The organism is Novosphingobium sp. 18050 (assembly GCF_902706195.1).
GTDB lineage: Bacteria > Pseudomonadota > Alphaproteobacteria > Sphingomonadales > Sphingomonadaceae > Novosphingobium.
In genome coordinates, this window is the sequence record NZ_CACSJO010000036.1 from 15296 (window position 1) to 31225 (window position 15930).

Below are 15930 nucleotides of genomic sequence, written 5' to 3' on the forward strand. Positions count from 1 at the left end.
GGAGCGAACACATGACCGAACCGGCCACTGTCGTGGCCTCCGTCGTCCAGCAAACCGGGCTTCAGGATGTTGCGAAAGCCATCACCATCGATCGGCCACTGGCGTGCGGGCAGCAGGCCCAGGTTACTCCTAGATGTCAGGAACTGGCGGCCGCCAATGCACGCCAGCAAGTTCTGGCGGATGTTGCCGCGATCGGCGTCGCCCTGTTCGTTGCCGCGCTGGTCGGAAGGATCGCTGTGACCTTCGTCAAGGTGTTCGGAATATGCCTGAGATACCATCGTACCAGAATGAAGGTGCGGGCTTCAGCGGCCAGGCGTCCTCCGCACGGAGGGCTGTTCGATGGCTAGCTCCAGCGTCCTGCATATCCTGCCGCCCCTTTTGATCGTCGTCGTTCTTGCCGTGCTCATCAAGGAATGGCTCGGCCGGCCTTCGGGTCCCACCCTCGACGTGAGGGCGGCGCAATTGATGACGAACATGGAGCGGAGAACGATCACGTATCTTGAGGCGGCGCTCCCATGGGCGAGGATCCACGCCCAGGTCTCGATGGGCGCGATCCTGGCTCCCAAGAAGGGCCTGAGCCGGTCACAGGCCACCACCGTCCGGAACAGATTCTCCAGCAAGCGCGTGGACTTTGTCGTCGAGGACAAGGGAACGGGAAAGGTGGTCCTGCTTATCGAGCTGGACGATCGATATCATCGACCCGAACAGGATGCCCAGCGTGATCGCATGATGGCAGCTGCAGGCTATGCGACGCTGCGACTGCCGGCGTCCGAACAGCCTACTCGGGAAAGCGTCCACCGCCACCTTCGGCGCGCCTTCGAACAACAACCCGAACTCCTACCTTGGCAGGTGCGCTATGGGCCTTGATGATCGCGACTACATGCGGGAGCGCTATCGCAAGCGCCGCGGCTTGGACGGCACCAAAACAAGCTGGAATGACAGGAAAAGCCGCGTCGAGCGAGACGACGGCGTTCCGCTCGGGTCTGCCAGTTGGATCGGAAAAGATCCGGGCAAGGAGTTCGAGATGAAGAACCCTGGGTACAAGGACCGGCCAAAGGGCACTGCCCGTGGCGGGCCATGGTTCGAGCCGAAAAACCAGGGCTTCGACTACCAGAAGAACCGCTGGCGACCCAAGCGTGCGCAGGTACGATCGCGGGCCAGAGCGCGAAAGGCGAAGCTGTCCTGGGCCGGCAAACTCATCCTGCCTCTGATCCTGCTGACCTACGGCGTCCGGATGTACACCGATGCCAAGCGCTGGGACTTCCTCCCGGAGCTGGGACTGTCCGAGCCGTTCCCGGAGAGCGGCGAGTTCAAGGTGCGCCGCGCCTATGCGTCGAGTGAGACCCGCCGTCTCGGGATCATCTCGGGCGATCGCAAGGTCGTGGTCCAGCTACTCGACCAACAGTCGAGGCCGATCTTTGCCGCCTACGTGGGTGAGAATGACTCCGCGAGCGTCGATGTGCCCCGAGGCATGTGGATGCTCCGATTGATCGAGGGCCGCACCTGGCACGGCGACGACGAGTTCTTTGGCGTCAACACGGTGACCGAGGACGCCGTTGCAAAGATGGACTTCACGACAATGGGCCACAGGATCGACCTCAGGCGTCGCGTCGATGGCAACCTGCACACCGTCAATCGCTGGGTCGATCCGACCTTCTAACAGCCCTCAATCTACACATGCTTGGAGAAACCTGATGAAGAAGACTTACCTGCTCGCCGCCGCAATCGCCGCCTGCATCACATCGCCCGCCCTGGCTCAGAAGTTGGGGCAGGGTGGCACGGGCGTCGATGAGAACTCGCAGCTGCCGCAATGCGCGCAGCCGCTCGGCACTGTAGCGCTGATCGAGGACAAAGCGCCGAGCGTCGATGACCAGCTACCACCGGGAATGCGCGCGCTCGTGCAGATGGCAGAGCGCCAGAACGGCGGTTCGACCGCCAAGGTCGATCCCCTGCCGCTGCTCAAGTTGATGGCCGCACGATCGAACTGCTTCCTCGTCGTTGAACGCGGGGGCGGCTTCGACGCCCTGCAGCGGGAACGTGCATTGGCTGCCGGCGGCTCCGTTGCCAATGGGCAGGCGCTTACCGGCGCGACGCTCACGGCCGCCGACTATCTGCTGCAGGCTCAGGTGCTCTACTCGGATGCCAACAGCAGGGGCGGTGGCGGCGGTGTCGGCGGAGCCTTCGGCTCGGCGATCGGCCTCAAGACCAAGACGCTGGAGAGCCAGATCATGCTCTCGCTGGTCGAGGTGAAAACGGGTGTACAGCGGGCAGTGTCGACTGGGTCTGCGCGCAAGAAGGACGTTAGCCTTGTAGGCGGAGGGCTGCTCCTTGACATCGGCGTCGGTGCGCTTGGCGGTGCCTACACATCGACCGATATCGGCAAGATCACCTCACTAGCTATGCTCGATGCATATCGGAAGATCGCCACCGACGCACGCAGCCGATTGCAGCCTGCACAACAGTAACTTCGCTAACCGCCTAGGAGAGACAAACGCTATGAGCCGTTACAGCTTTTTTCCTAAGGACGACCATGACCGTTATGTCACGGTAGTTGGCTGGGACCCAGGGATGGGATCCTTCTTCCTGCAGTATGGAGACGTGGGATCTGACCTCCCGCTGATCTTCGCGACTGGCAAACGCTTCGCAGAACACCCCGGTCCCGGCGTGGTGGTCGCACTTGCGCACCACCTCAGCATTCGCGTGCCCGCGGACCTTTCCACCCAATTAGAGGCTGATCGGGCCAGAGAAGGCAACTGGCGCGATGACGACCTCCCCGAGTTCATCACATTTACAACACAGGCCGACGATGGGCGGGAACTCGCTTTTCGCTGGCCAAGGGACAGATGCAATCCGGAGACCATAGCCGCTGTAGCTGACCACATCATAAGCGGAGAGGCTGAGCGGGACCTCAACACCGGTCGCACGTCCTCAATCCAGTAGCTGAAATCTGATGCGCAGGCTTGAGCCACTGAGGTTGCCAGAGCGCTGAGGGCCGATCGTGGAAACAATCGAGTATAGACAGAAGGATCGTAAATTGAGCGATGAGGCGACTATCGGCGCGCGGATCAGGGCGGTCCGTCGCCAAGCAGGTCAGACCTTAGAACAGTTTGGCGCAGCAATCGGTTACTCCCGGCGTGCTGTCATCACCTGGGAGCAGAGCGTAGGGACGCAGCGCTCCTCCTTCTCAGTGAAGACGTTCGGTCATTCACACTTGAGTTTCAAACAGTGGATTGCGTTGCGTCGCCGCCTATTGCGGTGATTGCCGAACGCGACCGTGGTAAAGGGGCTGGGTAGGAACACAGGGCGAGCGGCGAGGGCCGCTCTCCCCAATCCCGACCATTCGCTTTGGGTGTCATTTCGCCCTCATCCGCAGCCGACCCCGTGTAGCGCGGGCGAATTGCAGCTTGAAACGCTGGCATCGATGTAGATTATCGAGTGATGCCGCAGGTTTTTGATCCCAGCGATGATGTTGAGGTCGTGTCCCTGGACGAAGTCCTGGGCGTCGCGGGCGGGATTGAGCAACCCCACGTATGGAAATTGCATCGGGTAGGGGTCACGCATCCCGGCATTCCCATTTGATGTAGGCCTTGTTGTCGCAAGCCCATGTTTCGTCGATTTCGACGAGAACGGCGGAGACGAGGCGCAGGAGCGCCTCGTCGTTGGGGAAGACCCTGACCTTGACGGTGCGGCGCTTGAGTTCCTGCTGGACGGCGCGCTCGATCGGGTTTGAGGTGCGCAGTCGCCGGCGGTGGTGCTCAGGCAGGGCGAAGACCGCCAGGCCCTCGGGGATGGCGTTTTCGAGCCAGTCGGCGAGCTTGGGCGCGGTTTTGCAGTAGCCCGCGACGAGCTCGTCGAGCGCGGCCTGTGCCTTTGCCAGCGAGCCGGCGTTCCAGACGCTACGCAGCTCTGAGCCGATGCGAGCGCGGATGGCGACGTTGGGGGCGTGATGGATAGCATTGGCGGCGAGGTGGAACTGGCAGCGCTGCCAGGTGGCCGACCCGAGGACCGCCCGGCGAGCAGGCCTGCATGATCATCCGACACGATGAATTCGACGCCTTGCATGCCGCGGGCGACCAGGTCATCGAGGAAGCCGCGCCAGTGGACCTCAGCCTCCGACAGGGCGACGCTGACACCGAGCACCCGGCGGCGCTCGTCAGATCCGATCCCGATCGCAGAGAATACCGCAGCATCGCGCACAACGCCACCCTGGCGCATTTTCTCCTACCGCGCGTCGAGGATGAGGTAACGGATCTCGCCCAGTGGCCGGGTCCGCCACGCCTCCAGCTCCTCGTCAAGCAGGGCCGCAGCGCGGCTGACCTGCGAAGAGGACATTCCCTCGATGCCAAATTCGCGCAGCACCGCCTCGGTCTGTCGGGTGGAAACACCCTTCACGTACATCTCCGCCACCGCCAGTATGACCGCGCGCACGGAGCGGCACCCACGCTCCAGCGATTGCGGGTAGTAAGGCTGCCCGTCATGACCGGCGGTCTTGGGGACTGCCACGTGCACCGTGCCCGCTGGCGTATCGATCCGCTTGGGCTTGTAGCCGTTCGCATAGCCACGCCGGTCGGGCGTTCGCTCATAGCGCTGCGCGCCCAGAAAGCGTTCACGCTCGATGCGCATCGCCATCTCGAAGGTGCGCGCGAACACGGCCGCAATCCCTTCGGGGCCGTGTTCGATCAACTGTTCCAGAACTGCCTCGATCGCTGTATCGTCGCGTTTGTCCATTCGTCTGCTCCATGGTTGGGTAGTGACTCCATGGAATGCTGAAGATGGGCAGCCGGTGCCGGGGCATGCCCCGGCACCGGCTTAACGGTCCCGACCCGAATGAATTTCCATACCTCTGGTTACACAACCGCGGGCGGTGACGCATTCGGATGGATCGAGGATCGGGAGCTGCTGGGGCGGTTGCTTCAGGTCTGCACGCCCCGTCAGGAGCGTATCGTGAGACTGTCGTTCGGGATCGGCTGCTCGTCGAAGCCCACCATGCAAATCGCGGCATCACTCGACCTGACGCGGCATCAAATCCGAAACCTCCGCGACAATGCGCTGATCCGCACGCGGATCGAGGTGCAGCTGCTGGATGATCCAGCGGATGAGGTGGAGTTTGGCGGGGAAGTGTACCGGGCAGGGTGGTGGCGCCAGTACGACGCCGCCTATCGCAATCTGCGGTACACGAAAGCGGTCGACCGCGAGATGGCGAAAAGCGCTGCGCGCCGCCGGAGTCGGGAGTTCCAGCGGGAATACCAAGCCCGGACAGGCGGTACGGCGCGCGCAGGAGCCTGGGGCAGGGCAGGTGCGCCACGTTTCGCCTGACCAGCGCCGCAGGCAACAAGAATTGCTGGATCAGGCGATGACGCTTGAGCTGGTCCAGCTGCTTGCGGCCATAGTGTTCATGGTCGTGGCCCCATATGCGGGCTTCGTCGAATACGGGCGAGCCGGGGCGGTGATGTGTTTCATCGCCGGCATGGCGTTCACGTATCTGTTCATCAGTCTGACCGCCGCACGTCTGTCGCTCGCCCAACGCCGGGATTGTTGCCGCTCGTGACGAACCGTTTGCTTGTGCTATGGTTCGCCTACCACATTGAAAGGACTGGATTTGGGCAAGTCGAGCCATACGTTGACGAAGGCCGAGATTGCCGGCGCCATCCATCGCGCGCTCGGCATATCCCTGACGGGCTCTGCAGCGATGGTCGAGGCGATCATGGAGAAGATGGGCTCTGCCCTGGAGCGCGGCGAGAACGTCAAGATTACCGGCTTTGGCACGTTCCTGCTTCGCGACAAGGATGCGCGGGTTGGTCGTAATCCCAAGACGGGCGAGGAAGCTCCCATCTCGCCGCGGCGGGTGCTGACGTTCAGGGCGAGCCAGCAACTGAAGGATCAGATTGCAAACGGAAGCGGGTCACAACGGGCGTAGGTGCTGGCGACGCATCCTACGCAGCAGCGGCGGAAGCCGGCAGGGTGGCTTTCACCAGATGCGCTGTCCAGTAGCGCATTCGCGCCTCGATCGCCTCGTTGCCCGGCATTGCGGAGAAGAAGTGGATCATCTCGGTCGAAGGAGCGAGCCTTCGGATGGCGAGGGTGTCGGCGTAGACCAGTGTGGCGAGATAGTAGCCGATGATGTCTTCATAAGCGGTCACCTCGGCGGTGCGGAGCTTTCGGGGGCTTGGGTCCGAGAGGACATAATCGCTGAGAGTGATATTGTAGATGATGGTCCCGTCCGGGGAGACATCCATACCGCGCTGAAGCGCCAGCTTCTTGTAGTCGGTGACGATCAAGGCTAGTTCGCGACCATTGAACGTATCCGGCAGGGCCTCGGGGTTCGGTTCGAGTAGCTTGCAGATATCATCGTGAGCATAGACCTGCAGGTTGCGGAATTTCCCACTTTCAAAATGGATCACCAGCCTGGCGACGTGATAATAGCCGCTGGTAGCTGGATCCAGGGCGAACATTCGCGGACTTGGAGACCACTGGCCATTGGCCATGCACGACCAGTTAGCAAGCAGAGGCCGCGGGACAGGCTGCAAGGTCAAGAGCCGGTCCCGATCTTCGTCCGTTGCGCGAGGTCGAATGGACTCATCGCGGGTTTTTGCGTTGGGGTGGCGCTCTAGGTGGACGGGCGCTGTGACGATGCCCTCGGCAAGTGAAAACACTTTCATGCAGGGCTCAGCCATGGCGATGATGGTCTCGATGCCCCGGTGGAAGGCGTAAGCGCTATTTCGACGCTCCCCGAAGAGGTCGCGGTGCTGGAGGCGCTTGGCCATGTCCCAGACTTCGACCCATCCAGCGTCGGGGTAGAGTTGATGAAAACGGGCCATGGTCCGTTGATCACTCTCGTTGAGCGTAGTGCCAGGCCGGCCTTCCCATTTGACGGCGAGATCAATGTCACCGACGGTTTCGGCTCCGCGCATAAGGCTGCCGAAAAGCCAGATTTCGGTGATGTCATAACTGCGATCGGGATCTGCATTACAGCGTTCAGCGGCCGTCAACAGACACCGCAGCAGCTTCATCGCCTTGGCTCGCGGGATGCGAGCTTTGCTGCTCGATCCGAGAACCGCGTAGCCGAGATGGGTCAGTGTTGCTCGATCGGGATCGACGAGCCCGGCGTGGACCGCGCCCTCCACAGCGATGGCGTTGTCGCATTGGCTGGCGCCGATGGATCGCAGTTCGATTGCGGATCTGAACGTATTCGTCCGCTCGATCGACTTGAGGATCGCCTTGAGCGTCGTGACGGGGACACCGGCGATGATGGCACCTGGGGGGAATGAGAGCATGGCTGCCTCGTCGGGTGGTTAGGTGGCTAGGGCGTTAACATTGACGGAACGCGTGTGGGGAGAGGTCGGCCCGCGGCAGTAAGCGGGTTGCCGGCCTGGCGCGAGTCTTGGGGGACAGGGGGTTAGCGCGCCAGGCCAGTGTGGAACAAGACTGCTTCTCATTCGCAAGATTTACCATTCATCAACATTCATTAAGATAGTGTGAATGTGCACACAAAGCCGCGCTCGGGTTGATTGAAATGACGTCCCGAGATTTGGGCCTGGGGGCTTCACGTCCTCGTTCGAAGCTCAGCGCACTGGTAGGGGCGAATTGCCGCGCTCGCCGTGGAAAGCTAGGGTTATCGCAGGCGGAGTTGGCCAGGAACACTGAGGTAGCGGCTTCGCACATATCGAACCTGGAAAACGACAAGGTGAACCCGACGCTGGGCCTATTGGTGCAGCTTGCCGACGGGCAATGCGGGCGAGAATGAACTCCAACCGAGGCAGCTCATCGGATGCAGCGCTGCGTTCTTTCCATTTTACTGGTTTGCTGCCTTGGTGTCTGCACTGCGAAGACAATGCAATCCGTCCATCGGCATGTTAAAGCGATTTCGGGCTTGATCCGGAAAGACAATTTTAAGGCCGAAGCGTTAGGATTTCACGGACACCGATTATGAAATTTCCAACGCCTGACGATCCACTTAAGGAAATAGCCGAAGCCTCGGAAGTGACGCTACGGGAGCAACACGCACATCTGCGCGGGCAGATACCGCTGATGTATGCGTTGATGTTCATCAACGCCGCCTTCCTGGGCATAGTCACCCATGGCGATGTAAGTCCTCTTTATAGCCTAGCGATACCCTCTGTCCTGTGCACGGCCATCGCCGGGCGTGCGATGGTCTGGGTATCGCGGCGTTCCAGGCAACTGACGGTGCAACAGATCCGGCGCCATCTTTATGGAACGATAGCGGCGTCTGCGATCCTCAGCGCTGCATTCGGAGGCTGGGGCCTGCTTTTGCTCCATGACGCCGAGCCCGTGCGGGGAACGTCGATCGCGCTGTATGTATTCGTCGGCTCGATCAGTTGCTGCTACTGCATGCAGGCTTTGCCGGTTGCGGGATGGCTGGTCCTGCTTTTTGGGGCGATGCCGGTGACGGTGCAGTTTCTCGTTTCCGGTGATTGGTACAGGGTCGCGATTGGGCTGACGTTCATACTTGCTGCCGCTGTAATTCTGCGGTCGCTCGCTAACAGCTATGCCGCGTTCCGTCAGATCGTGCGGTCGCAATCCGAGATGAGCGCCTTGGTCACGGCGCTTCAGTACAGCGAGGAGCGGTATCGTCTGGCCGCGCTTGCTGCCAATGACATCATCTGGGACGTTTCGCTGGAAGAAGGGCGGATCAATCTCTCCAGCGCCGCGATCGCGATACTGGGATACCCGGATGCGCCCTCTGGAACATCCGCAGACTGGTGGGTGGAGCGCATTCATCCCGATGACCGCGCTAGGGTACTGCTGCAGATCGAAGATCTCGAGGACGCCGGCAAAACTTCCTGGACCGAGCAATTCCGCTTCCTGGCCGGGGGCGGCGCGTATCTTGACCTGATCGCGAAAGGGTATGTGGTCCGTAACGGCGAGGGCCGCCCCGCCAGACTCGTCGGCTCACTGCAGGATGTCACGGCCCAGAAGCACTATGAAGACGGCCTGCGCTGGGCCGCGCTGCACGATTCCCTCACCAAGTTGCCGAACCGCGAATTGTTTGCCGCCACCGTTGAGGCGGCCCTGGAAGAGGCTGCGCGGCAGCAAAGCGCTGTCGGATTGGTGGTGCTCGATCTTGACCTCTTCAAGTCGGTAAACGACAGCCTGGGCCATCACGGCGGCGACGCCCTGCTGACTGAAGTGGCTACGAGACTGACGCGTGCGGCGCCTGCATCTGCGACCGTGGCGAGGCTCGGCGGGGATGAATTCGGGATCATCCTTCCGGACTGGACTGCTGGAAATGATACGAAAAAAACCGTCGCTGATCTCCTCGTTCGGGTAGGACAGCCGATGTCCTACGAGGGCCGGCAAATCGATGTCAGTCTCAGCGGCGGCGTCGCGGTGGCGTTCGAGGATGGTGCTACCTCGAAAGAATTGTTCAGGAGCGCCGATCTCGCTCTCTATGCTGCCAAGGGCGAGGGTGCCGGCCGCATATGCGTCTATCATGCCGAGCTGCGGACAGCTGCGGAGCGCGAGAAGAGAATGCTGGCTGACGCGCGTTTGGCTTTGCAGGACGACCGGATCGTACCCTTCTACCAACCAAAGGTATGCCTGCGGACAGGTGCCTGCGTTGGCTTCGAGGCGCTGCTGCGATGGCACGACGGGCGAGGCCTGCAGCCGCCGGCCGAGATCGGCGCCGCGCTTGCGGATCCGGATCTGTCCGTGCTGATCACGGCACGTATGCTCGATCGGGTGATCGCCGACATGAGCGACTGGGCGGCCCGGGGCGTTCCGTTTGGACGTATCGCCATCAACGGCTCGGCGGGCGACTTCAGGCGAAGGGACTTCGCCCAGCGTATTCTATCCCGGATGCAGCGGGCGGGGCTGCGCCCCTGGTTGCTGGAACTCGAAGTGACCGAGAGCGTGTTCCTGGGACAGGTTGCCGAGAACGTAAGCGAGGCTTTGCAAATCCTGTCCGAGGAAGGTGTGACCATCGCCCTCGATGACTTCGGCACCGGCTTTGCGTCACTGACCCACCTCAAGCAGTTTCCAGTGGACATCATCAAGATTGACCGTTCGTTCGTCTCGAAGCTGGGCATGGTGGAAACGCAGGATGCGGCGATCGTCGGAGCGGTGATCGGCCTTGCGCGCAGCCTTGGTATCCACACGGTTGCGGAAGGGATCGAGACACCGGAGCAACTCACGCACTTGGCCGCGAGCCGGTGCGATTTCGGGCAAGGGTATATGTTCGGGCGGCCGATGGCGGCGGCGCAGGTGGAAAAGGTCGTCGCGGACTGGGATGCACAGGCAATCCTCGCGGCGTGCGGATCGGGCGACTGGGGGGGCGCCGCGCGTACGCTCCACAGCGACAGATTTGTTTGAACGCATCATCACAGCGCGCGCACGTAGCGAAAATTCGCATCGGACTCCCGCGACGACGGCGGTCTGAGCCGCGCACGCTTTAGCTCGAGCCCGTTGTGCATTGCAACACAAGGGGAATTTTGTCATCCTATCACACGAACTTACACCTGCCAGAACGCCGCCGGGCGCCGGCCCCTTCGTAAAAATATCAGAGGAGGTGGGTACGATGGCCCTCAATCCACGATCCCTCCTTTGCAAGCTTGGTCGTCACGCGCCCGACCGACGGAAAGCGGCCTGGGACGGGCTGCACTATCAATCGACGTGCATTGGATGCGGCGCGCACCTTTACCGCAAGGCGCATCGTCGGTGGCGAAAGGTCAAGTAGGCGAGCGAGAACGTCTTACCGGATCAAGGGTTGGAGGACGACTTCGCTGGTCCGCTGTTCGCGGCCGAGTTGACGGGGCAGTTCGCGGCGCTGCCGTTCTGCGTGGCGGCGGCTGTCGCCGCCTACGCAACCAGCGTTCTGCTGATGCGCCCGGTCCATCCTGACTGAGAAAATCGCAAGGCGCGGGCGGCATATCCTCCAGGAATACAGCGTCGATGCTCTCGACTTATTGCAGGTCAGGGACTTGATGAGCGCCGATCCACAACCCCTGGCCGGGCACATGCCGGTAGGCGGGGTTATCGACTTCTTCGAGAACGAAGCCCGTCACAGAAGCTATCCAGTCATTGATCCAAACGGACGGCTGCTAGGCCTGCTATCACGCGGTGACGCTGCGTTGGGAAGTGGAAGGCTTCGATCGGGCGACGCTTCTTGCCGAAAACCTGTCGGATGCATCAAAACCCATTGCCTTCCCCGAAAGCCCGAGCGGCGTCGTGGCCGACCTGATCGTTCAATCTGGCATTGGCCGCATACCCATCGTTGACCGCGAGAGCCGAACAGTTGTCGGCATCCTTTCGCGCCAGGATTTGCTCAAAGCTCGTCATAAGTTCCGTGCCGGAGAGACCGAGCGGACGTGCCATGTGGGCGCTCGCGTGAGCAATGTCGCGCCTTGACAATTATCTCGTATAACGATACATATACCTACAAGGAGAGGAAGCTGCCGGATGGCAGCTGTAGCGGGGGCCTGATTGGAGAGGACGGCCCATGTTTCTGTTTGCCAGCATGCTTGAGGCGATCGGCCTCGTTCTCGGTAGCCTTCTGACTGCAGGCCTGGTGTGCTGGTTGGCGTCAGGAGTGGCAATCCTTCTGCATCATCGTAATTGGGCGGGGCTCCTGATGATGCTCATGGTGTTAGCAGTCTTTCTAAGCGGCCTGACTCGCAGTGGGTTTGTCAGGTTAAGCGCGGTATATGGTCTATGCGGCGTACTCTTCTTGTGGATTTCGACCCGAGATGAAGATGCGCGCTCGGACACTCCCGATCAGGGCAGAAAGTAAAATGCCGCGTTGCTAGGCTTATCCTGCTCTCCTCGCTGCCATCGGCGCGAAAAGACGGCCAGATAAAACGATGCTCCGCTTACTTGTTCGCCGTATGCGGCAGAGGCGTTTCCCGGAATTTCCGACCCGGCACAACGGCGCAAGCACGTTAGACAAGCGATAATCGTGCTCGTCAAAGGATGAAAGCGGTCGATAGGGAGGCGGCCACGCCCCCCATTATCATGAAGTCCAGACGGGGCCGTGGTTTCGATCTGCGCGTTTTGGGTTACGGCGCTGCCGCGCAACGGGGTCGGAGTGGTCGCCGCGTCTACTGGATGCGCGATGGTCATAGATATTGCGCTTACCGACACCAGCGGAGCGAAGCGCCTGGTGCTGTAAGTTGAGTCACTGGGAACTATCGGCTTTCAAGACGTGACCGCCGCGATGATTATGGCCAAATATTTGCCGGCGAGACTGGAAAGTAATCGTGTTGCGCAGCTGGTCCGGTGCGGGTTCCCCGCCCTTATTTATTGTGCCGGGCCAGCACACGCTCTCAGTTGGTTGGGCATATATGCTCTACGAATGATGCGATCACGGCGCGCCGGCCCCCTGGACCTTTGCTGCGACCGCCTGAATGCGCTGTTGCAGCGCCGGGTCCGCCTGCGCAGCTGAAGCCACCTCGTTGAATCTTTCGGGAGAAAGCCCTTCCTGCTGGACCGCATCGGCCATCTTGGTCTGCTTGGCAGTATCCGGCGTGGTTTGGTCCTGCTGGACGCGTTGCACGGCAAGCGCGGCCCGAACGTACTGCTCCAGTTCCACGTCGCTGAATGATGTCGCAGAGGGCGCAGCCGCAGGCGGTTGCTGCGAAGACGCGGGTGGAGCTGCGGTGCTGCCGGCTTCCGGGATCATGGCTTGGGCGTTGCTCCCGATCAGACCGAGTGCGGTCAGGACAACGGCGGGGGCGATTGTCTTGTTCAGCTTCATTTCCATCGCCATCGAAGCGAGGCATGGCCTTTGGAGCAGATGAGCCGGAATCCAACCATCCAATGGACCCACGGTGCGTTGTATGGGGTGAGGCGATCCTGAATACCAAGAAGCGGCACGGCGAACGGCCTTCGCGTCTGCCGCGGTCGGGGAGCACGGTTATTTGCTCAGTGGAGCAATCAGCCGGGCATACTCGGCTTCCGACGCGCCGTAGCTATCGCCGGCAAGTTCCATCAAAAGCTCGCGATCGACAATGGTAACGCGTCCACGCTTGGCGCGGATCATCCCCGCGCCTTCCAGGATGTGCAGGGCGATGGTCACACCGGTCCGCTGGGCAGCGATCATCATCGCCATGAATTCGTGGGTCAGGGCAATTTCATCACCGTCGACCCTGTCGTGGCACATCAACAGCCACCGCGCGAGGCGGCCCTCGATCATATGATGGGCATTCGCGACCGAGCTGAAGCTCACCTGGACCATGAACGAATGACAGAAGCGCAGCAGCAGGTTTCGCAGAGAGGGGCTGATCGTGGTCGCGGCGCGCAGGTGGTCGACGTGGATGCGTAATGCCGTTCCTCCATCGACCTGAATGAACGTATCCATCGGCATCCGGTCCGTGGCCAGCATCACCGGAATACCCGACATCCCCTCGCGGCCGAAGATGCCGACTTCGGTCTTGGTGCCTGTCACCGCCTCGGCGACCACCGAGGCGATACCGCCTTCTGGGAAGCAGACGTGCTCGATGGGTTGACCTGCGGTGATCAGGGGTTCGCCTCGATCAAGCTCGACACGAACAAAATGGGGCGCGAGCAGAGCGCGATCCTCGGGGCTCATCGTTCCGATGAGGAGATTGGAACTCGTAGTCAGATCGATCGTGGACACGCTCGTCTCCTGAGGCAGGGCGAAAGCGCACGTCTCTTTCAGCCGCTCATGGCCCAAATCCGGCGAGCGATCCGTCATACTATCACTTCAAGCTCGTGCTGCGAGGTATTTCGACCCGCGGTTCGTTGATCGCGAACACATTTTTGCACCGCAGCACAGATATAGCGGCAGATATCCGTTCAGCTTTGTTGGAGGCCGGACTATCCGGCGCTTAGGTAGATACTGATCCATGTTGGCAGGGCTACTTTAAATGTATCAATAGATTAGCTGCCATTGTTCGATATCGGACAGAGGGGAGAGCACCTCTTTTAACATCGCTTAATCGGCGTATCTGCAATGTGAACGATTGGTCAGGAACAGCCATGAGACCGTACAGGACGTGCCGAACGCACCGCAGCTACGTCATTCTCGTCGCTACGTTCTGGCGAACATCTTCTGCCGTACGCGCGACAGCCGCGGCGACCGGCCATGCGTAGCCTGTCGCTCGTCCATTCCTCCCACCCCTTCGAAACATCTCCCATCCATAGCCTCGAAGGCTCGGCTGTCGTTCGCCATGCAAGCAGGCTTTGCGGGCTTTCCGCGAACGAGCCGTCGCAGACGAACTGGCGAACGCGTGAGGTCGAGGCCGGAGCGTTTCTAGTGGGCGAGGGGGAGAGCTCCGCCAGTCTGTATTTTTTGCAGGCGGGCTGGGCATGCCGCTTCGCAACCACCCGAGGCGGCAAGCGACAGATCGCTGCGATCATGCTGCCGGGCGATGCCTGCAACCTCGATGCGCTTGCTTTCGACCGGATCGGTAATGGGGTTCAGATGCTGACGTCTGGCAGAATTCTGGCGATCCCGCTGCCCGAGGCCCGGGAGATGCGTGCCTGTAATCCGCAAATGGCCCTCGCGTTTTCCTGGCTCGCCTTTCTCGAGATCTCGATCATGGCCCAGTGGACGATGCGCAGAGGGCTGCCTGCCCGCGATCGTCTACTCCATTTCATGTGCGAGGCCAGCCACAGGCTCGATCACGGCGCGGATGCGGAACTGCGCGGCAACAGATCTCTGGAGGTGCCCATGACACAGGAATGGCTGGCCGATGTTCTCGGCCTGACGAACGTACATGTGAACCGCACCGTGGTGCAGCTCAGGTCTGAAGGAGTGCTCGCATCCAACACGCGCCGGATCGTCGTACCCGATGTCGATGTGCTGCGCCGCTCGGTTGCCTTCGACCCAGCTTACCTGCACCCTAAAGAGGCGAGGGCCACATCCTTCAGATCGGTGTTCTCATGATGGACAAGATTACAGGCATAAGCAGCAGGCATGGTGCGGCATCCCGGCAGACGATTGATGATGGTCTCCTGCTGAGGGAGACCAATCACCGCTGCAAAAATGACCTGCAACTCGTGATGGGCATGCTGACCCTGCAGCTTCGACGGGCGAAGAGCGCGGAAACCAAGGATGCTCTGCGTGATGCGTTGACAAGGGTCGAGATACTCACTCGCTCTCGCACCTTGTTCGACCATCCGGACCAGATGTCTCTCGACGTGGCCTTGCGGCAGGTATGTGAGGGGCTTCAAGCCCACGCCGAGGTTCGCTCGATCATCGTGATGCTCAAGATCGCGGCGACACGGCATCGCCTCGACAGCAAGACGGTGACTGCCGTGGCGCTGATCGTGAACGAATTGGCGACGAACGCGATCAAGCATGCGTTTGCCAATGAGCAGGGCGGCAAGATCACCGTAAGCGTTCGGGACTTCAACGATGCGCATATCGTGGTGACGATTGACGACGACGGGATTCCTTTTGAACTGCCGGTTGTGCTGCGACGATCTTCGCCTGGGCTCGGCCTAGATCTGGTCATGCGCATGGCGGCATCGTTCGGCGGCATGGTCATACCACCTTCCAATGGAACAAAGACATTTGAAATCAGGGTGCCGGTAACTCGTTCCTAACGCCTCAGCGCCCGAACGTTCGATATCGAACAAAGCATGGTGGCGGCTTCGCATGCTGGGCAAAGAGGCCTTTGCAGTCTGCATTGAAGCCGGCGCCGGCGAGCTTGTCGGCTGCCCCGCATCCGGATCGGTACATATGGGTCATACAGGTCGGGAAATCAGCGACAACCGACTGCTCGGCCGGCTTGGAACTGAGGACCTTGCGCTTCTCATGCCGCACCTGGAACTGGTGCGTCTCGACCGCGGCGATACCCTCATCGAGCCGGACCGGTGCATCGTGTCAGACGAAATGAGAAACTGACCCCCTGCCGAATCTGAGAACTGACCCCTTCGGCTGAAGAGGGAAAGACAGATGACAAAAGGGATTCCAGAGTTTCCTGCACAGAGGTTGGCTGTGCAGGGAGA

20 protein-coding genes and 2 pseudogenes are annotated in these 15930 nt (G+C 60.9%); 16 read left to right on the top strand and 6 right to left on the bottom strand.

Features of this window, described 5'->3' with window-relative positions; translation table 11 throughout:
* Nucleotides 1-11 precede the first annotated feature (11 nt).
* The 5 genes from GVL61_RS22095 to GVL61_RS22115 are packed head-to-tail and all read left to right on the top strand — an operon-like array spanning nt 12 to nt 2940.
* Nucleotides 12-347, top strand: coding sequence for a hypothetical protein (locus tag GVL61_RS22095; protein WP_159983010.1), 336 nt, complete (start codon nt 12-14; stop codon nt 345-347).
* Complete coding sequence (locus GVL61_RS22100) at nt 340-867, top strand: DUF2726 domain-containing protein (protein WP_159983012.1); 528 nt, start codon at nt 340-342, stop codon at nt 865-867. The genes GVL61_RS22095 and GVL61_RS22100 overlap by 8 nt, the downstream gene beginning before the upstream one ends.
* Entirely contained in the window at nt 857-1660 is an 804-nt protein-coding gene (locus GVL61_RS22105; protein WP_159983014.1) for a hypothetical protein, read from the top strand. Before GVL61_RS22100 ends, GVL61_RS22105 begins: the two co-directional genes overlap by 11 nt.
* Before the next feature lie 34 nt (nt 1661-1694).
* Complete coding sequence (locus GVL61_RS22110; protein ID WP_159983016.1) at nt 1695-2465, top strand: CsgG/HfaB family protein; 771 nt, start codon at nt 1695-1697, stop codon at nt 2463-2465.
* Between the two features lie 31 nt (nt 2466-2496).
* The gene (locus tag GVL61_RS22115; RefSeq protein WP_159983018.1) at nt 2497-2940 is read left to right on the top strand and encodes a hypothetical protein; all 444 of its coding nucleotides are present in this window, start codon (nt 2497-2499) and stop codon (nt 2938-2940) included.
* Between the two features lie 423 nt (nt 2941-3363).
* On the opposite strand, the gene GVL61_RS22120 is transcribed toward GVL61_RS22115, so the two are convergent.
* The 3 genes and pseudogenes from GVL61_RS22120 to GVL61_RS25320 all read right to left on the bottom strand — a co-directional run.
* Entirely contained in the window at nt 3364-3561 is a 198-nt protein-coding gene (locus GVL61_RS22120; protein WP_159983020.1) for a hypothetical protein, read from the bottom strand.
* Nucleotides 3554-3952 (bottom strand): transposase, encoded by a 399-nt coding sequence (locus tag GVL61_RS25315; protein WP_255456523.1) that lies wholly within the window; start codon nt 3950-3952, stop codon nt 3554-3556. The genes GVL61_RS22120 and GVL61_RS25315 overlap by 8 nt, the downstream gene beginning before the upstream one ends.
* A 122-nt stretch (nt 3953-4074) precedes the next feature.
* Nucleotides 4075-4728: pseudogene (locus GVL61_RS25320) on the bottom strand (transposase); the annotation flags it as partial.
* Between the two features lie 99 nt (nt 4729-4827).
* On the opposite strand from GVL61_RS25320, the gene GVL61_RS22130 reads away from it, so the two are divergent.
* From GVL61_RS22130 to GVL61_RS22140, 3 genes are read left to right on the top strand one after another with little or no spacing between them, the layout of a single operon-like run.
* On the top strand, nt 4828-5316 hold the full coding sequence (locus GVL61_RS22130) for a hypothetical protein (RefSeq protein ID WP_159983022.1): 489 nt from the start codon (nt 4828-4830) through the stop codon (nt 5314-5316).
* A 37-nt stretch (nt 5317-5353) separates the two neighbouring features.
* Complete coding sequence (locus GVL61_RS22135; RefSeq protein ID WP_159983024.1) at nt 5354-5548, top strand: hypothetical protein; 195 nt, start codon at nt 5354-5356, stop codon at nt 5546-5548.
* A 51-nt stretch (nt 5549-5599) separates the two neighbouring features.
* Complete coding sequence (locus GVL61_RS22140) at nt 5600-5917, top strand: integration host factor subunit alpha (RefSeq protein WP_159983026.1); 318 nt, start codon at nt 5600-5602, stop codon at nt 5915-5917.
* Between the two features lie 16 nt (nt 5918-5933).
* On the opposite strand, the gene GVL61_RS22145 is transcribed toward GVL61_RS22140, so the two are convergent.
* On the bottom strand, nt 5934-7274 hold the full coding sequence (locus GVL61_RS22145; protein ID WP_159983028.1) for a hypothetical protein: 1341 nt from the start codon (nt 7272-7274) through the stop codon (nt 5934-5936).
* 239 nt (nt 7275-7513) lie between these two features.
* On the opposite strand from GVL61_RS22145, the gene GVL61_RS22150 reads away from it, so the two are divergent.
* From GVL61_RS22150 to GVL61_RS25515, 5 genes and pseudogenes are all read left to right on the top strand, one after another.
* Nucleotides 7514-7744: a helix-turn-helix domain-containing protein gene (locus GVL61_RS22150; protein ID WP_159983042.1), complete on the top strand. Its 231-nt coding sequence runs from the start codon at nt 7514-7516 to the stop codon at nt 7742-7744.
* Between the two features lie 182 nt (nt 7745-7926).
* Nucleotides 7927-10329: a bifunctional diguanylate cyclase/phosphodiesterase gene (locus GVL61_RS22155; protein WP_159983030.1), complete on the top strand. Its 2403-nt coding sequence runs from the start codon at nt 7927-7929 to the stop codon at nt 10327-10329.
* 394 nt (nt 10330-10723) lie between these two features.
* Entirely contained in the window at nt 10724-10861 is a 138-nt protein-coding gene (locus GVL61_RS25505) for a hypothetical protein (RefSeq protein ID WP_368667144.1), read from the top strand.
* Nucleotides 10862-10973: 112 nt separating this feature from the next.
* Nucleotides 10974-11021: pseudogene (locus GVL61_RS25510) on the top strand (hypothetical protein); the annotation flags it as partial.
* Nucleotides 11022-11076: 55 nt separating this feature from the next.
* A complete protein-coding gene (locus GVL61_RS25515) occupies nt 11077-11364 on the top strand; it encodes a CBS domain-containing protein (RefSeq protein WP_368667145.1) in 288 nt (95 codons plus the stop codon).
* A gap of 952 nt (nt 11365-12316) precedes the next feature.
* Here the strand turns inward: GVL61_RS25515 and GVL61_RS22165 are convergent.
* Together GVL61_RS22165 and GVL61_RS22170 are read right to left on the bottom strand one after the other, a co-directional pair.
* Nucleotides 12317-12709 carry a DUF4168 domain-containing protein gene (locus GVL61_RS22165; RefSeq protein ID WP_235037847.1) on the bottom strand — a complete coding sequence of 131 codons (393 nt, stop codon included), beginning with the start codon at nt 12707-12709 and terminating at the stop codon, nt 12317-12319.
* A gap of 159 nt (nt 12710-12868) precedes the next feature.
* Nucleotides 12869-13591, bottom strand: a complete 723-nt coding sequence (locus GVL61_RS22170; protein ID WP_200844925.1) for a Crp/Fnr family transcriptional regulator — start codon at nt 13589-13591, stop codon at nt 12869-12871.
* A gap of 468 nt (nt 13592-14059) precedes the next feature.
* Here GVL61_RS22170 and GVL61_RS22175 point away from each other — a divergent pair, with 468 nt between their 5' ends.
* The 3 genes from GVL61_RS22175 to GVL61_RS22185 are packed head-to-tail and all read left to right on the top strand — an operon-like array spanning nt 14060 to nt 15826.
* Nucleotides 14060-14863: a Crp/Fnr family transcriptional regulator gene (locus GVL61_RS22175; protein ID WP_159983034.1), complete on the top strand. Its 804-nt coding sequence runs from the start codon at nt 14060-14062 to the stop codon at nt 14861-14863.
* Entirely contained in the window at nt 14860-15525 is a 666-nt protein-coding gene (locus GVL61_RS22180; RefSeq protein ID WP_159983036.1) for a sensor histidine kinase, read from the top strand. Before GVL61_RS22175 ends, GVL61_RS22180 begins: the two co-directional genes overlap by 4 nt.
* A 52-nt stretch (nt 15526-15577) precedes the next feature.
* A complete protein-coding gene (locus tag GVL61_RS22185; protein WP_159983038.1) occupies nt 15578-15826 on the top strand; it encodes a hypothetical protein in 249 nt (82 codons plus the stop codon).
* The last annotated feature ends 104 nt before the right edge of the window (nt 15827-15930 follow it).

Excerpts from the sequence above, each read along its gene's own strand:
- GVL61_RS22095 (WP_159983010.1), top strand. The coding sequence starts at position 12 with ATGACCGAACCGGCCACTGTCGTGGCCTCCGTCGTCCAGCAAACCGGG.
- GVL61_RS22100 (WP_159983012.1), top strand. The coding sequence starts at position 340 with ATGGCTAGCTCCAGCGTCCTGCATATCCTGCCGCCCCTTTTGATCGTC.
- GVL61_RS22105 (WP_159983014.1), top strand. The coding sequence starts at position 857 with ATGGGCCTTGATGATCGCGACTACATGCGGGAGCGCTATCGCAAGCGC.
- GVL61_RS22110 (WP_159983016.1), top strand. The coding sequence starts at position 1,695 with ATGAAGAAGACTTACCTGCTCGCCGCCGCAATCGCCGCCTGCATCACA.
- GVL61_RS22115 (WP_159983018.1), top strand. The coding sequence starts at position 2,497 with ATGAGCCGTTACAGCTTTTTTCCTAAGGACGACCATGACCGTTATGTC.
- GVL61_RS22120 (WP_159983020.1), bottom strand. The coding sequence starts at position 3,561 with ATGCGTGACCCCTACCCGATGCAATTTCCATACGTGGGGTTGCTCAAT.
- GVL61_RS22130 (WP_159983022.1), top strand. The coding sequence starts at position 4,828 with ATGAATTTCCATACCTCTGGTTACACAACCGCGGGCGGTGACGCATTC.
- GVL61_RS22135 (WP_159983024.1), top strand. The coding sequence starts at position 5,354 with ATGACGCTTGAGCTGGTCCAGCTGCTTGCGGCCATAGTGTTCATGGTC.
- GVL61_RS22145 (WP_159983028.1), bottom strand. The coding sequence starts at position 7,274 with ATGCTCTCATTCCCCCCAGGTGCCATCATCGCCGGTGTCCCCGTCACG.
- GVL61_RS22150 (WP_159983042.1), top strand. The coding sequence starts at position 7,514 with ATGACGTCCCGAGATTTGGGCCTGGGGGCTTCACGTCCTCGTTCGAAG.
- GVL61_RS22155 (WP_159983030.1), top strand. The coding sequence starts at position 7,927 with ATGAAATTTCCAACGCCTGACGATCCACTTAAGGAAATAGCCGAAGCC.
- GVL61_RS22165 (WP_235037847.1), bottom strand. The coding sequence starts at position 12,709 with ATGAAGCTGAACAAGACAATCGCCCCCGCCGTTGTCCTGACCGCACTC.
- GVL61_RS22175 (WP_159983034.1), top strand. The coding sequence starts at position 14,060 with ATGCGTAGCCTGTCGCTCGTCCATTCCTCCCACCCCTTCGAAACATCT.
- GVL61_RS22180 (WP_159983036.1), top strand. The coding sequence starts at position 14,860 with ATGATGGACAAGATTACAGGCATAAGCAGCAGGCATGGTGCGGCATCC.
- GVL61_RS22185 (WP_159983038.1), top strand. The coding sequence starts at position 15,578 with ATGCTGGGCAAAGAGGCCTTTGCAGTCTGCATTGAAGCCGGCGCCGGC.